General features: G+C 69.4%; 13 protein-coding genes and 1 pseudogene. 7 read left to right on the top strand and 7 right to left on the bottom strand.

The genetic code is table 11. The features are described 5' to 3' along the window. The first annotated feature begins 4 nt into the window (after nucleotides 1–4). The 4 genes from leuC to VN461_12535 are packed head-to-tail and all read left to right on the top strand — an operon-like array spanning nucleotide 5 to nucleotide 4,249. Complete coding sequence (leuC, locus tag VN461_12550; protein HXB55610.1) at nucleotides 5–1,411, top strand: 3-isopropylmalate dehydratase large subunit; 1,407 nt, start codon at nucleotides 5–7, stop codon at nucleotides 1,409–1,411. Nucleotides 1,412–1,414: 3 nt separating this feature from the next. Beyond that, complete coding sequence (leuD, locus tag VN461_12545) at nucleotides 1,415–2,011, top strand: 3-isopropylmalate dehydratase small subunit (protein HXB55609.1); 597 nt, start codon at nucleotides 1,415–1,417, stop codon at nucleotides 2,009–2,011. After that, nucleotides 2,008–3,081 carry a 3-isopropylmalate dehydrogenase gene (leuB, locus tag VN461_12540; protein HXB55608.1) on the top strand — a complete coding sequence of 358 codons (1,074 nt, stop codon included), beginning with the start codon at nucleotides 2,008–2,010 and terminating at the stop codon, nucleotides 3,079–3,081. The genes leuD and leuB overlap by 4 nt, the downstream gene beginning before the upstream one ends. Before the next feature lie 40 nt (nucleotides 3,082–3,121). Beyond that, the gene (locus VN461_12535; protein ID HXB55607.1) at nucleotides 3,122–4,249 is read left to right on the top strand and encodes a 3-deoxy-7-phosphoheptulonate synthase; all 1,128 of its coding nucleotides are present in this window, start codon (nucleotides 3,122–3,124) and stop codon (nucleotides 4,247–4,249) included. Between the two features lie 123 nt (nucleotides 4,250–4,372). Here VN461_12535 and VN461_12530 read toward each other — a convergent pair whose 3' ends face one another. Continuing rightward, complete coding sequence (locus VN461_12530) at nucleotides 4,373–4,927, bottom strand: Uma2 family endonuclease (protein ID HXB55606.1); 555 nt, start codon at nucleotides 4,925–4,927, stop codon at nucleotides 4,373–4,375. Between the two features lie 432 nt (nucleotides 4,928–5,359). Further along, entirely contained in the window at nucleotides 5,360–6,604 is a 1,245-nt protein-coding gene (gene thrC, locus VN461_12525; GenBank protein HXB55605.1) for a threonine synthase, read from the bottom strand. A 260-nt stretch (nucleotides 6,605–6,864) separates the two neighbouring features. Here thrC and VN461_12520 point away from each other — a divergent pair, with 260 nt between their 5' ends. Next, on the top strand, nucleotides 6,865–7,659 hold the full coding sequence (locus VN461_12520; GenBank protein HXB55604.1) for a DUF547 domain-containing protein: 795 nt from the start codon (nucleotides 6,865–6,867) through the stop codon (nucleotides 7,657–7,659). 52 nt (nucleotides 7,660–7,711) lie between these two features. After that, nucleotides 7,712–8,188, top strand: coding sequence for an HIT family protein (locus tag VN461_12515; protein HXB55603.1), 477 nt, complete (start codon nucleotides 7,712–7,714; stop codon nucleotides 8,186–8,188). Here the strand turns inward: VN461_12515 and VN461_12510 are convergent. From VN461_12510 to VN461_12495, 4 genes are all read right to left on the bottom strand, one after another. Then, on the bottom strand, nucleotides 8,155–9,597 hold the full coding sequence (locus VN461_12510) for a lipase maturation factor family protein (GenBank protein ID HXB55602.1): 1,443 nt from the start codon (nucleotides 9,595–9,597) through the stop codon (nucleotides 8,155–8,157). The genes VN461_12515 and VN461_12510 overlap by 34 nt on opposite strands. Before the next feature lie 72 nt (nucleotides 9,598–9,669). After that, nucleotides 9,670–10,044 carry a hypothetical protein gene (locus VN461_12505; GenBank protein ID HXB55601.1) on the bottom strand — a complete coding sequence of 125 codons (375 nt, stop codon included), beginning with the start codon at nucleotides 10,042–10,044 and terminating at the stop codon, nucleotides 9,670–9,672. Nucleotides 10,045–10,284: 240 nt separating this feature from the next. Then, nucleotides 10,285–10,923: a phosphoribosylanthranilate isomerase gene (locus tag VN461_12500; protein ID HXB55600.1), complete on the bottom strand. Its 639-nt coding sequence runs from the start codon at nucleotides 10,921–10,923 to the stop codon at nucleotides 10,285–10,287. A 54-nt stretch (nucleotides 10,924–10,977) separates the two neighbouring features. Continuing rightward, entirely contained in the window at nucleotides 10,978–11,658 is a 681-nt protein-coding gene (locus tag VN461_12495; GenBank protein ID HXB55599.1) for a response regulator transcription factor, read from the bottom strand. 392 nt (nucleotides 11,659–12,050) lie between these two features. On the opposite strand from VN461_12495, the gene VN461_12490 reads away from it, so the two are divergent. After that, nucleotides 12,051–12,728, top strand: a complete 678-nt coding sequence (locus tag VN461_12490; protein HXB55598.1) for a hypothetical protein — start codon at nucleotides 12,051–12,053, stop codon at nucleotides 12,726–12,728. Nucleotides 12,729–12,761: 33 nt separating this feature from the next. Here VN461_12490 and boxB read toward each other — a convergent pair. After that, nucleotides 12,762–13,952 (bottom strand): annotated as a pseudogene (gene boxB, locus VN461_12485) (benzoyl-CoA 2,3-epoxidase subunit BoxB).

The following is a 13,952-nucleotide window of genomic DNA, read 5'->3' as shown; positions in this document are numbered from 1 at the left end:
ACCTATGGCACGACCGCGGACTCTCTTCGAGAAGGTGTGGGAGGGCCACTTGGTGCGCCCGCCCACCGCGGAGACGCCGGCCGTGCTGTACGCGGACCTGCACCTCATCCACGAGGTGACGTCGCCCCAGGCCTTCACGCTCCTGCGCGAGCGCGGGCTCAAGGTCCGGCGCCCGGACCGCACCCTGGCCACCATGGACCACTCCACCCCCACCACCCCCCGCGGGGGGGAGGGCGCGATCCCCGTCGCCGACCCCCGGGCCGCGGCCCAGATCCGCCAGCTCGAGGTCAACTGCCAGGAGTTCGGCATCACCCTCTACGGCCTGGGGAGCGAGCGGCAGGGGATCGTCCACGTCATCGGCCCCGAGCTGGGCCTCACCCAGCCCGGCATGACCATCGTCTGCGGGGACAGCCACACCAGCACCCACGGGGCCTTCGGCGCCCTGGCCTTCGGGATCGGGACCAGCGAGGTGGCCCACGTGCTCGCCACCCAGTGCCTGCTCCAGGACCGGCCCCGCACCCTGGCCGTGGAGATGGAGGGGGCGCTGGCCCCGGGGGTCACGGCCAAGGACCTCATCCTGGGCCTCATCGCCCGCCTGGGAGTGGGGGGCGGGACGGGTCATGTGATCGAGTACCGGGGCTCGGCCATCCGCTCCCTTTCCATGGAAGAGCGAATGACGGTCTGCAACATGTCCGTGGAAGCGGGGGCTCGCGCGGGCCTGATCGCCCCCGACGACACCACCTTCGCCTACCTAAGGGGGCGGCCCCACGCGCCCGCGGGCCGCGATTGGCAACGCGCCCTCGAGGGCTGGCGTGCGCTCCCCAGCGACGAGGGGGCCGCCTTCGATCGACATGAGCACTTCGACGCCGCGGCGCTCGAGCCCATGATCACCTACGGCACCAACCCCGGCATGGGGATCTCGATCCGCGGGGTGATCCCCGACCCCGGGGGCGACCCCGCCCTCGAGAAGGCGCTCCGCTACATGGGCCTCGAGCCCGGAGAGCCTCTGCTCGGCCGGCCCATCAACGTGGTCTTCATCGGGAGCTGCACCAACTCGCGTATCTCCGACCTGCGCCTGGCCGCCCGGTTCCTGGACGGCCGCAAGGTGGCCCCGGGGGTGAGGGTTCTGGTGGTGCCCGGCTCCCAGCAAGTGAAGCGGCAGGCGGAGTCCGAGGGCCTGGACCGCATCTTCAAGCAGGCGGGAGCGGACTGGCGCGAGGCCGGCTGCTCCATGTGCCTGGCCATGAACGGCGACACCCTTAAGCCCGGGCAGTACGCGGTCAGCACCAGCAACCGGAACTTCGAGGGACGGCAGGGGGTGGGGGGCCGGACCTTCCTGGGCAGCCCCCTGACCGCGGCCGCGGCCGCCGTGACCGGCCGCATCGCGGACGCCCGCGAGATGGTGGGGTAGGACATGGAACCTTTCCGCGCTCTCACCTCCCGCGTCGTCGTCCTCGACGCCGAGAACATCGACACCGACCAGATCTGCCCCGCCCGCTTCTTGACCTCGACCACGCGGGGCGGCTTTGGCACCGCCCTTTTCGCGGACTGGCGCCTGGACGGGCAGGGCCGGCCGCGGCCGGAATTCGCGCTGAACCGGCCGGAGGCGGAGGGCGCGCGCGTCCTCGTCGCCGGCCGCAACTTCGGCTGCGGCTCCTCGCGCGAGCACGCGGTGTGGGCGCTCCAGGAGAACGGCTTTAGGGCCGTGGTCAGCACCTCCTTCGCCGACATCTTCCGCAGCAACGCCCTCAAAGCGGGCCTTCTGCCCGTCCAGGTCGATCCCATCACCTACCAGAAGGTCGCCGCTCCTCCCCGCGAGGTCACCATCGACCTCAAGGATCAGACCCTCCGCCTCCCCGACGGGAGCGTAGCCGTCTTCCCCATCGAGCCTTTCGCCCGCCACTGCCTCCTGGAGGGGGCGGACGCCCTGTCCTTTCTCCTCTCCCAAGAGGCGGCCATCGCCGCCCACGAGCAGTCCCACGGTTCCCCCCCTGGAGGTCCCGCGTCATGAGCCCCACCATCGCTGTCCTGGCCGGAGACGGCATCGGCCCCGAGGTCACCAAGGCCGCGCTCACCATCTTGAGGGCCTGCCTGCCGGTCGAGGTCTGCGAAGGGCGGGTGGGGGGAGCCGCCATCGACGCCACCGGCGATCCCCTGCCCCGCGAGACCCTCGAGCTCTGCACGGGGGCGGACGCAGTCTTCCTGGGCGCGGTGGGCGGCCCGCGCTGGGAGGGAGGGCCCGTGCGGCCCGAGGACGGCCTCCTCCGCCTGCGGCGGGCCCTGGGCGCCTACGCCAACCTCCGCCCCGCCCGCTACATGGGCCTCCCCACCCCGCTGCGCGACGGCCTCGCGCGCCACGCGGACATGCTCATCGTGCGCGAGCTCTCGGGGGGCGTCTATTTCGGGGAGCCGAGGGGGGGGAACAGCACCGACGCCTTCAATACCTGGCGGCAGTCCGCGGAGCAGGTGCGGGCGGTGGCCCACGTGGCCTTCAAGGAGGCCCGCCGGCGGCGGCAGCGCGTGACCTCCGTGGACAAGGCCAACGTCCTCGAGACCTCGCGCCTCTGGCGGACGGTGGTCACGGAGGTGGGGCTAGAGTATCCGGACGTGGAGCTGGAGCACCGCTACGTGGACGCGGCCAGCTTCGAGATCCTGCGCGCGCCCCACCGCTTCGACGTGATCCTGACCGAGAACCTCTTCGGCGACATCCTGAGCGACGAGGCGGCGGTGGTGGCGGGCTCCATCGGCATCCTGCCCTCCGCCTCCCTGGGCGCGGGACCCTCCCTCTTCGAGCCCATACACGGGTCGGCCCCGGAGATTGCCGGGCGCGGCATCGCCAACCCCATCGGAGCCATCCTTACCGTGGCCATGCTCCTGGAGTACGGCCTGGAGCGACCGGAGCTGGCGCGGGCCGTCGAGGCCTCGGTGGCGGCCGCCCTCAAGGAGGTCCGCACCCCCGACATCGGCGGCGATTCCACCACCGTCGAGGTGACGGCCTCGGTCCTGCGCCACCTCTCCTGGCTGCGCTGGGCCCACGCCTCCGGGGACGAGGCGGGCGCGGTCTCGGAGTGGGGCGTCTAGTGGACGCCCCCCACCGGGAAACGCGCGGGGGACCCGGCTTTTGATCCTGGTGTTGAAGGCCGACATCCGGCCCGACTCCCCGGAGGTCCGGCAGGTCCGCCAGATGGCGGAGCGCTACCCCGACGTGCGCACGGAGGTGCGCGTGATCGAGGGGGCCACCCGCTCCTTGACCGAGATCTACCTGCTGGGGGCCACGGGGGCCATCCCCCAGGAGCCCTTCGAGGAGTTTTCCGCGGTCGAGAAGGTGATCCGCATCCGCCAGAGCTACCGCACGATCGGCCGCCACGAGGGCCAGGCGGAGGCGGTCGGCTTCTCCTACCAGGGCCTGCGCTTCGACCAGGACAGCTTCCACATCTTCGCCGGGCTCTGCGCGGTGGACACCCGCGAGAACGTGGAGAGGACCTTCCGGGCCTTGAAGGGGGTGGGGCTGAGGACCACCCGGGCCGGCGCCTACAAGCCCCGGACCAGCCCCTACGACTTCCAGGGGCACGGGGCCAAGTGCCTGCCTTTTGTTTTCGACCTGGCGGGAGAGCACGGCATCAAGGTCATCGCCATGGAGGTGACCCACGAGTCGCACCTGGACGAGATCCGCTCCGCCCTGGCCGCGGCCGGGCACCCCACCGGGGTCATGCTCCAGATCGGGACCCGAAACGCCCAGAACTTTGAGCTGCTGAAGATCGTGGGCCAGCAGCAGGACTTCCCCGTCCTCTTCAAGCGGGGGATGGGCATCAGCCTCGAGGAGTCCCTGAACGCCTGCGAGTACCTAGCCGCGGGGGGGAATAACCGGATCATCTTCTGCCTGCGGGGGGCCAAGAGCCACTTGGGAGATCCGCACAGGAACTTCGTGGACTTCGGCCACGTGCCGGTGGTCAAGCGCCTGACCCGTCTGCCCGTGGGCGTCGACCCCTCCCATTCCGTGGGCAAGCGCCTGGAAGCAGTCGACGGCCTGCTCGACATCCACCACGCCACCGCCCAGGGCATCATCGCCGGCGCCAACATGGTGCTCGTGGACTTCCACCCCCGGCCGGCGGAGGCCCTCTGCGACGGGCCGCAGGCCCTTGGTCTCGAGGAGCTGGACCACTTCATCCGCGATGCGGAGCTGGTGCGCCGGGCCTACCTGGAGCGACGGGCGCTAGCCGAGATACGGAGCGGGCAGCGGATCGCCTGAGGCCGCTAAGAGCCCGCCCAACTCGCGTCCCCTTGGTCGGACGCTGACGATAGGTGCCCTAGCTGAGTAGGCGACGGCCCTATGGCCTCGAGAGACCCCTAGGTGACTCGGGTGTCGGCCAGCTCAGCTGAGAAGATCGGCGAGCCGGCAGCGGAAGTCAGGGAGCACGTCTTCCCCATCGAGCGTCCCGTCCGGCCCGATCTCCCGCACGTCGGTGAGCGAGCGGTAAGAGGCGGCGCGGGAAGCGCGGGGGTCGATCACCCACACGAGCCGCACGCCGGCCGAGAGGTACTCCCCGACCTTGTCAAGCACTTCGCGGGGACGGTCCTCGGGCGAGAGGACCTCGACCGCGAGGTCGGGCGCGAGTTCCGCGAAGCCCTCGGGGACCCTCGGAAGGCGCTTCGAGGAAACGAAGCTGGCGTCCGCAGAGCGGACATTGCCCCCCGGAAGCCGGTATCCGGTGCTGGAGTCGAAGACATCCCCGAGGCGCTGCGGGCTGACGAAAGCCAGGAGAGCAGCCGTGAGACGCACGGAGATCTTTCCGTGGCGCGCACCGGCGGGGCTCACGCGAATCTCCCCATCCACGAGCTCGTACTTGCGCCCATCCCTGGGAAGCCGCAGGAGGTCCTGGTCGGTGACTGCTGGCCGAGTCGTTGCCACCTCGTCAGTATACGTCATTGGTAGCGGGTTCCTGGCTCACCCGCTGAGCCTGGCCACCTCTCCCACGGTCACGGAGCGCAGCTCGGGTTCGGGAGCTCCCCGAGACTGCCCGCAGCGCTCGTGAGGCCGCAGCCGCGATTGGCTGCAGGGTAGAAGAGATCATTAAGTCGCTCGTCTTCCGCACCCGCGGCACCCGCTCTCCCCTACTTGTCCTGGTCAGCGGCGCGAGCCGCGTCCCGTCGACAAGTTCGTGCTTGCGCCCGTCCCGCGGCTCTCGCTGCAGGTCCATCTCGGTCAAGATTTCTTTCGTCGACATACCATATCTCGCGTCCGAGTATAGCCCCACCGGTGTGTCACAGAGCGCCTTTCTCCGAGCCCGGCCTTGCGCGCGCACATATCCGACAGCGGGGTCTGAGAGGCGTGAGCATCCGCCACTCTCACTGCCGGTGCTCAGGCCACCGCCCCCTCCCGGGCGCTCCAGAACGCCTCGAACTCCGAGAGCCGCCCGTCAATGACGGTATCGAAGGGGGCAGGCCCGCCCAGGGCCTCCGCGGTCTTGAGGCCGTGGCCCGTGATAAGGAGCACCACTGGCCGGCCGTCCGCAAAGGCCCCGCCCTCCGCGAGCCGGCGGGCGGCGGCCACCACCGTCCCCCCCGCCGTCTCCGCGAAGAGGCCCTCCGTCTCCGCCAGGAGTTGCATGCCCTGGATCACCTCGGGGTCGGTGGGATCCTCGGCCCGCCCCCCTGTGCGCCGGATCGCAGCCAGGGCGGACGCGCCGTCCGCGGGATCGCCGATGGCCAGGCTGCGCACGATGGTGGCCGGCTTCACCGGCCGTGGCGTGGCGAGCCCCGCCTTCCAGGCCCCCGCGATTGGATTGCAGCCCGCGGCCTGGGCCCCGTGAAGTACGAAGGGTTCGTCGTCAACCAGCCCCAGCTCCACGAGCTGGCGGAAGGCCCGCTCCATCTTGGTGAGCAGGCTGCCCCCGGCCATGGGCGCGACCACGTGGCCGGGCAGGGTCCAGCCCCTCTGCTCCGCGACTTCAAAGCCAACCGTCTTGGAGCCCTCGCCGTAGTAGGCGCGCAGGTTGACGTTGACGATCCCCCAGCCGTGCCGGTCCACGATCTCCGCACAGAGCCGGTTCACGCGGTCGTAGTTGCCGCGCACGCCCACGAGCGTCGCGCGGTACACGGCCGTCCCCCGGAGCTTGGTCGCCTCCAGGTCCTCCGGAACGAGCACGACCGCGCGCAGGCCGGCCCGGGCCGCCCCCGCCGCCACCGCGTTGGCCAGGTTGCCGGTGGAGGCGCAGCCCACGGTGTCCATCCCGAACTCCTTGGCCTTGCTTAGCGCCACCGCCACCAGCCGGTCCTTGAAGGAGAGGGTGGGATGACAGGCCGCGTCGTACTTGACCCAGAGATCGGCGATGCCAAGCCGCTCGCCCAGGCGCGGGACGCGCAGGAGGGGGGTGAACCCCGTCCCCCAGCCCACGGTCCCTTCCGCCTCCAGGGGCAGCAGCTCGCGGTAGCGCCAGAGGTCGCGCGGGCGGTCCGCGATCGCCTCCTTGGTGAACGTGGCCCGGGCCCGCTCCAGGTCGTAGACCGGCTCCAGGGCTCCCCAGCAGGCGTCGCAGGCCGCCACGGGTTCGATCCCCCGTTCCTTCCCGCACTCCTTGCACTTCAAGCCAGTCACCCAACCCATGTCGGCCTCCCCAAAACGAAAAAGCCCTCGGCGATTTCGCCGAGGGCCATTTTGCGCGCGACGCGCTGGCTTGCTAGCCGAGCGGGCGCGCGGGGCCCCGGCGGACGATAATGCGCATCGCCATGGGGCCCACGGACGGACGCTGCCCTCTCACCCGGACCGCCGCGAGAAGGGACGCCCGTTTCATGGACGAGAGTATAGGGGAGGCCGGACCCCTCGTCAACCGCCAAATACCATAATCATAAATAATGAAGGATCCCATGACCTCTTCCCGGACCCTGGCCCTCGCCCTCGCCGCGGCCCTTTGCGCGCGATCCTCCCCCGCCCAGTCGACGAGCTTCGACCACTCCCTCTTCGACACCCTGCTCCGGAAGCACGTGGCGGGGGGCCTCGTGGACTACAACGGCTTCAAGAAGGCGCGAGAGTTCCCCGCCTACCTGGAGGGCCTGGCCGGAGCCGACCCCGCGCGGCTCTCCCCCCCCGAGCGGCTGGCCTACTGGATCAACACCTACAACGCCTACACGATTGAGGCCATCCTCCTCCACGGGGAGCGGGAGTCCATCCGCAACATTAGCGAGTCGGGGTTCGCCGTCGGCGGCGGCGGGGGGCCGTGGCGGGAAAAGCTGGTGAGGGCGGGCGGGCAGGTCTACCACCTGGACAACGTGGAGCACGACATCATCCGCAAGCAGTTCGCGGAGCCGCGCATCCACTTCGCCCTCGTCTGCGCGGCTTTGGGTTGCCCTCCCCTCCGGAGCGAGGCCTACACGGGGGCGCGCCTGGAAGACCAGCTCGCCGATCAGGCGCGGATCTTCCTCCGGGAGAGCCCGGCCAAGAACCGCGTGGCGGTCGCCGAAGGCGTCGTCTACGCGAGCCCGATCCTGGTCGAGTGGTACCGCGAAGACTTCGGGGGCACCCCGGAGGCGATCGGCAAGTACCTGGCCGGGTTCTATCCCGAGGGTCCCGAGAAGTCCCTGCTCCTCGGCGGTGCCTTCAAGCTCGAGGCAACGGACTACGACTGGACGCTCAATAGCCGGGAAAAGGGCCGACGGAAATGACACCGGGGCTTCGGCAGCGGTCCCGCCCGTCGGGGCTTGGAGAGGAGTAGCGGTGGCGACCCCCACCCGCGCCGGCTGCGCGTTCTGCGCGATCGTGGACGGCCGGTCGGAGGCCCTTTTCGTCCTGGAAGACGAGACCGCGGTGGCCTTTCTGGATCACCGTCCGCTCTTTCCCGGCCATTGCCTGCTCGTGCCCCGGGCCCACCATGAGACCCTGCTCGACCTGCCCCCGGGCCTCGTGGCCCCGCTCTTTCTGGCCGCGCGCCTCCTCGCCCGGGCCGTCCAGGAGGCGATGTCCGCGGAGGGGACCTTCGTGGCCCTCAACAACCGGGTGAGCCAAAGCGTCCCCCATCTCCACGTCCACGTCGTGCCGCGCCGCTTCAAGGACGGCCTGCGGGGGTTCTTCTGGCCCCGTCAAAAGTACGAGAGCGCGGAAGCCATGCGCCTCACCCAGACCGCGGTCGCGGGGTCAGTGCGGGCCCTCCTCTCCGGCGCTCACTCGCCTTCACGCGACAGCACCGGGCAGTAGAGACCCGTCCGCTCGCGGGTCCACCAGGCGCGCTCGCTCCAAGGCCGGGCCGGGCGGGTGAAGCGGTAGTCGTAGAGCACCGCGCGCACGAAGCGCGGGGGGCGGTCCGGAAAGGGGTTCGTGCCGAGCAGGCCCAGGACCGGCGGCGAGCCTTCGAGCAGTTTCACTAAGAAGCGCACGAACCAGGGGTTGTCCTCGCAGGACTCGAGGGCGGCGAACCACATCTGCCAGTCCAGCCGCGGCTGGTGGGGGGCGACGAAGGCCGGGGCGCGCGTGACGTCGCCCGCTTTCCACCTGAACTCGTAGGCCCTCCAGGTCTCCCCGTCCGAGCTCCCCTCCACCACGATCTCCGGGCGCGAGGTCGTCATGACGGCAAAAAGGCCGTAGGGGTTGATGGTGCGGAACGGTGCCACCGTGCGGAAGAGGGCGAGGGCCGCGGAGGGCCAGGGGAGGTCGCGGCCGGCGCGTCCCGCCATCTGGGCCAGGGATACGAACACGACGAGCGCGGCCACCGGCGCGAGGAGCCAGACCGGCCAGGGTCGGGGTGGGCGCGCTCCGGGGGCGGAGAGCCGCGCACGCAGGCGAGAGGGCAGGGCAAGGTCGTCGAGGGCCAGCACACAGAGGACGATGGTCAGGAGGTTGAAGAAGCCGTAGTTGCCGGTGGCCGCGATCAGGAGCTGGAAGCCGGCCAGAGCCGCCGCCCCCGCGATTCGCAGCCGCCGCGGCGCGAAAAGGAGGAACGGCACTCCCAGCTCCGCCACGAACATGAGCACGCCCGAGAGGGTGTGGAACCACGGGGGGAGCTGGTGCGCCCACCACGCGACCCAGGTGGGCAAGGGCTGCGTCTCGTAGTGGACGCGAAGGGCGGTGAGCCCCCACCACGACGGATCGCCGCTCTCGAGCTTCACCAGACCCGAGCTCAGCATCAACCGGAAGAGCAGAAAGCGAAGCAGCCAGAGGGCGAGCAGCGACGGCTCGGACTCCCGCCCCGGCCGCGGATACAGGCGGGGGGGCGCTAGGAACAGGGCCAGGAAGCCTGCTTCGAGGAGCAGGCTGTCCCACTGATATCCCAGGAAGACCTGGCCCACGTTCGTGAACGACAGATAAAGGGCCCAGAGCAAGCCCAGGGTCGGCAGGGGCAGGACGCCCACCACCAGCAGCAGGGAAAGAAGGATGCCCGCGAGGGCGCCGGCCCGCAAGGCGGCCTCCCCCGCCCCGAGCCAGAACACGGTGGGCAAGAGCCAAAAACGTTCAGGCCCGAGGCGAGCGGAGAGGGAGTCGAGCAAGCCCGCCGCCGGGAGCAGGCCCTGGGGACCGATGAGACCCTGCACCTGCCCGGCAAGGGAGAGAAAGGCGACGAGGTAGGTCAGGCCGAGGAGACGCAGGAACAGCCAGGCCGTGCCGCCCACGGCCGTCCTCGTCGAGCCCACCGCGAAACGATAGCACGGTCGTCAGCGCCGGCCGTGAGACGGTTCGAGGGCTCATCCCTCCTGAGGGGGGAAGACCGCGCCCCTACGCAGCGCGGCAAAGGGAACGCGGATGGCGCGGGCGTCCAGCTCGCTCACCAAGAGAGTCGGCATGAGCGCACCGGCCACAAGCAGACCGGCCTCTGCTGCTATTGCTGTCTTATCCAGCAGAGACGGCGGCAGGAGCGCGCCCAGAAGAGGGGATAGGAGGGCGGCCGCCCAGGGGGTTCCGACCTTGGACAAGGCAATTGCCAAGGGTAGGCAAGTCAGCCCGGCCAGGGCAATGCCGACACAAAAACGGCGGATTGCGGCCAGGGGTTGCAGACGCAGCTTCTCCAGAGCCTGAATCTCAAGGCTCTCAGAAGCTCCTTCCTGGCCGTCTCTGACCACGATCTTCAGACGCCACCTCGCGAGCGGAGCCACGGGGACGAAAAGGAGTGATAGCCAAAGCTCAGCCTCTTGGACTTCCGGTGTGCGAGCATTCGCTCCCAGCAAGAACACTCCTGTTCCGATCGGCCCTCTTCCGTGGGTTCCAGTCATGTTGTAACCACCCGAATTCTCCATCCCACACAATCACAATCCATGAGACGTAAAGATGGAGGCGCTCATCACCAGGCCTCTTGGGGTGCCTCAGGACGCGATGGCCGCGAAAAATCGAGATACTTTGTTCTCGTCCAGCTCTCCGCCCGTGCGCAGCCCGGAGCAGACGTCCAGCGCGAAGGGCCCGACCTCAGCCACGGCCTCGGCCACGTTGTCGGGGTCGAGACCTCCGGCAAGGAAGATGGGGACCGCGACCGCCTCCCGGATGCGCCGGCTGAGCCGCCAGTCGTGCCGGCGTCCGGTACCCCCCAGCTCCTTCACGGCTCGGCCCGGGTTTCCGGAGTCGAGAAGAATCGCGTCCACTTCAGGAGCCACCCCGACCGCCTCCGCAACCGATTCCGGGCCGACGACATGGACCACCTGCACGATCCCGATGCCTGGCAAGGCCGCGCGCAGGTCGCGGTGGCGGCCCGATGTCAGACGATCGCAGATCTGCAGGGTGCTGACGCGCAGCCTTCGCTGTTGCTCGATGATGGACGCTGCATCCTGTCGGCTGGTGAGCAGGAAGGACCCCACCCCAGGCGGGACGGTGCGCGCGATCTCAGCAATCGTCTCCTCCGCGATCACGCCCGGCCCGCTCGGCATCTCGGAGACCAGGCCCAGGGCGGAGGCGCCGTGGCGGATGGCCATCCAAGCCTCGGTCACGCTGCGTATGCAGCAGATCTTCACCCGGGGCTGGCTCGTGGCGTCCACGAGCAAAATCTAGCATGAACGACCCCGGCCTCAGCCGGCCACGCGGGGCGGCGTGAATCGCGGGACGTGGGGGGCCGTGTCCTCCAGACTTGCACGCCCCGGTTGAGGGGGAATCGAATGGGACTGGAAGGAGTGGAGGATCAGGTCGGCGCGCCGTTGGACCGAGAACTTGGCGAGCAGGTTCGAGACGTGAAACTTCACCGTGCGCTCCGAGATGTTCAGTCTCCCCGCGATCTCCTTGTTGGCCAGGTTCTGAAGGAGGAGCTCCAGCACGTCCTGCTCGCGCCGGCTGAGGATGGTGTGGGGCACGGGCGGCGCCGGCACCTTGGCCAGAAGCACGTCCAGGAAGCGTGAGAGCAAGCCGCGGGGAACCCAGTAACCGCCCTTGGCGACCGCGGCCAGGGCGGGGAGGAGCTCCCGCCGGGTGTGGGCATAGGTCATGAGCCCCTTCACTCCCAGGCGCAGCAGAGGGAAGGCGAAGGCTTCCGTGAGCTCCTCGGCCGCGACCAGGATCCGGGCGTCGGGGGAGCCGGACAGGACCGTGGAGACCAGGGACTCCGTTCCTGCCGGGGGGAAGCAGGCGTCCACGACGCAAACCGAGCCACGCTTCATGACGAGGGGACCGGGTCGGGGGGCCAGGGAGTAGGCGAGACGGATCCTCTCGTACGGGATCCCGGAAGGCAGGAGCCAACGACCTAGCTCCTCCAGCACAAATGAGTGAGGCGAAAGGAGATATGCCCGACTCGGCGGTCTGTCCACTGTAGGCACGGTTCCCGTATACATAATACCATGGAGATCACCGGGCAACACACCCTGGGGGTCCATATGGGCAGTCTGGTGAGACTTGCATCTAGGCCTGGCCGATATATATACTCGGCCAGGCTAATGACTGTACGAAAACCGTACCTGAGTACAGTAGCTGTCGTGATGCAGAGCACACTAGACTCGCCTCGGATCGAGGAGGAGGCCCTCGAACGCGGCGAGCCTGAAGACACCCGCCATGAATGGCGGGTTCGGTCGGCCGGGGGTACCACCCGCCCCCCGCTAGGGCCGATCAGACTGCTGCGCGCCCGGTCTGTCCGGTGCTTCCCCGGGAGGTGCTCGTGAACGCCGAACTCCTGACTCAATATGACGCGGCTCGGGAGACCCTGGATCAGTTCGCCGCTTTCGCGGACCTGGACCGAACCGAGGTCGAATCCCGACTGTCCCACGACATCGCCGACATGCGCTCGCGCGGAGTGGATACCCTGTTCCCGCGCTGGATCCGCCGGCCCCTGGAGGCGGTGGCCGCCTTCGAGGAGGCCCACCGCCAGGCGGTGGCGGCCCTCGACGCCGTGCGGGAGGATCTCGCTCTGGTCGAGCAGCAGCTGGCTAGCCTCAGGGCCGAAGGCCGCCAGGCGGAGCTCGTCGGCTACAGCCGGCGCGCGGCCCGGCTGCTCTGCCACGAGGCCGACCTCCACGGACGGCTCATGAGCGTCACGGGAGGCCTCATCGCCAACGCCCGGCGGGGCATTGCCCGCGTGCTCGAGGTCTCGCTCCGGGGGATGGCCCGGGCCACGGCCCGCATGGCCAACGCTAGCCTGAAGGGCACGCCCGCCTCCGCGGCCAGCGCCCTCGGCTACGTCGAGAACTACAACCGCCTGGCCAAGCAGGCCCAGGACGTGACGGGAGGCCTCGACATTCCGGTCTTCCTCCCCGAGGACGTGGCCCGCCTGCAGCGGGCGGCCAACGCCGGGCGCCGGGCCCTCACCCCCGAGCCAAGACGGGCCGCTTCCGCCTGAGGGAGCTCTGCGCGGGGGCGTGAGCGCGGCTCGCTAGTCCAGACGGACGTACTCGTATTCGAAGGGCAGGCCCTTGATGCCCCGGGGCGGCTTTCCGATCCAATTCGCAATCTTTCCCGCCTCCCGGACCGGCTTCTGGAGGCTGGCGATGTAGGCTCGGTCCGCCTCCGTGGGGAGCCACTCGTCCCGGCGCCGCTCCCATTCCGGCTTGCCCAGGAGCCGCCCATCGACATCGAACGGCTGTTCGGCGTAGAGGCCGATGTGACGGTAGAAGCGCTTGCTGGGCAGGGACAGGCGCCCCTCAAGGCCCGCTTCCTGAAGGCGCTTGTTCCAGCGGTCCACCCCTCGCTGGCAGTCCTCCACGTAGGCGTCGCGCAAGACCTCATTCATTGAGTTTCGCAGGGGGACCTCGACCTCCGTCACCCGGCCGTCCTCGAGAACGCTCATCCGGTAAGACTGGTCGAGGGCGAGGTGGTCGGGATAGCTCTCTTCCTTGTAGCGGCCCTTGAGGCCGGCGGCGAAGAATGAGGCGGCGTTGCTCGAGATCTCCCCTCCGAAGAGGTCCAGGGAGAGCGCGAACCACAGGTTCAAGTACTTTTGGATCGTGGGGAGGTCGATGCCCCCTAAGGCGCGCACGTCCCCATTGGTCTCCTGCTTCATGAGCTCGGCCGTGCGCTGCACGATGCGCTCCACCCCCGATTCCCCCACGAACATGTGGTGGGCCTCTTCGGTGAGCATGAAGCGGGTCGTCCGGGCGAGGGGGTCGAAGCCGCTCTCCGCCAGGGCCAGGAGCTGATACTTGCCGTCCCGGTCCGTGAACATGGTGAACATGAAGAAGTCCAGCCAGTTCTCGATGGGGGCGTTGAAGGCGCCCAGGATGCGGGGCTTGTCCGGGCTGCCGCTCCGCCTCTGCAGGAGCTCCTCCGCCTCCTCGCGGCCGTCGCGGCCGAAGTGGCGGTGGAGGAGGTAGACCATGGCCCAAAGGTGCCGGCCTTCCTCCACGTTCACCTGGAAGAGGTTCCTAAGGTCGTAGAGGCTGGGGCGGTGTGGCCCAGCATGCGCTGCTGCTCGACGCTCGCGGGTTCGGTGTCGCCCTGGGTCACGATCAGGCGCCGGAGCACGTTGCGATGCTCGCCGGGGACGACCGACCAAGAGGGCTGCCCCATCGCGTCCCCGAAGCCGATCCGGCGGTCGGCCACGGGCTCGGCCAGGAAGATCCCCCAG

Source organism: Vicinamibacteria bacterium, assembly GCA_035570235.1.
Lineage (GTDB): Bacteria > Acidobacteriota > Vicinamibacteria > Fen-336 > Fen-336 > DATMML01.
This window is presented reverse-complemented; position numbering and strand designations above follow the sequence as displayed.

Bases quoted from the DNA above. Each gene is read 5' to 3' on its own strand.
- leuC (HXB55610.1), top strand. From the start codon at position 5: ATGGCACGACCGCGGACTCTCTTCGAGAAGGTGTGGGAGGGCCACTTG.
- leuD (HXB55609.1), top strand. From the start codon at position 1,415: ATGGAACCTTTCCGCGCTCTCACCTCCCGCGTCGTCGTCCTCGACGCC.
- leuB (HXB55608.1), top strand. From the start codon at position 2,008: ATGAGCCCCACCATCGCTGTCCTGGCCGGAGACGGCATCGGCCCCGAG.
- VN461_12530 (HXB55606.1), bottom strand. From the start codon at position 4,927: ATGACGTATACTGACGAGGTGGCAACGACTCGGCCAGCAGTCACCGAC.
- thrC (HXB55605.1), bottom strand. From the start codon at position 6,604: ATGGGTTGGGTGACTGGCTTGAAGTGCAAGGAGTGCGGGAAGGAACGG.
- VN461_12520 (HXB55604.1), top strand. From the start codon at position 6,865: ATGACCTCTTCCCGGACCCTGGCCCTCGCCCTCGCCGCGGCCCTTTGC.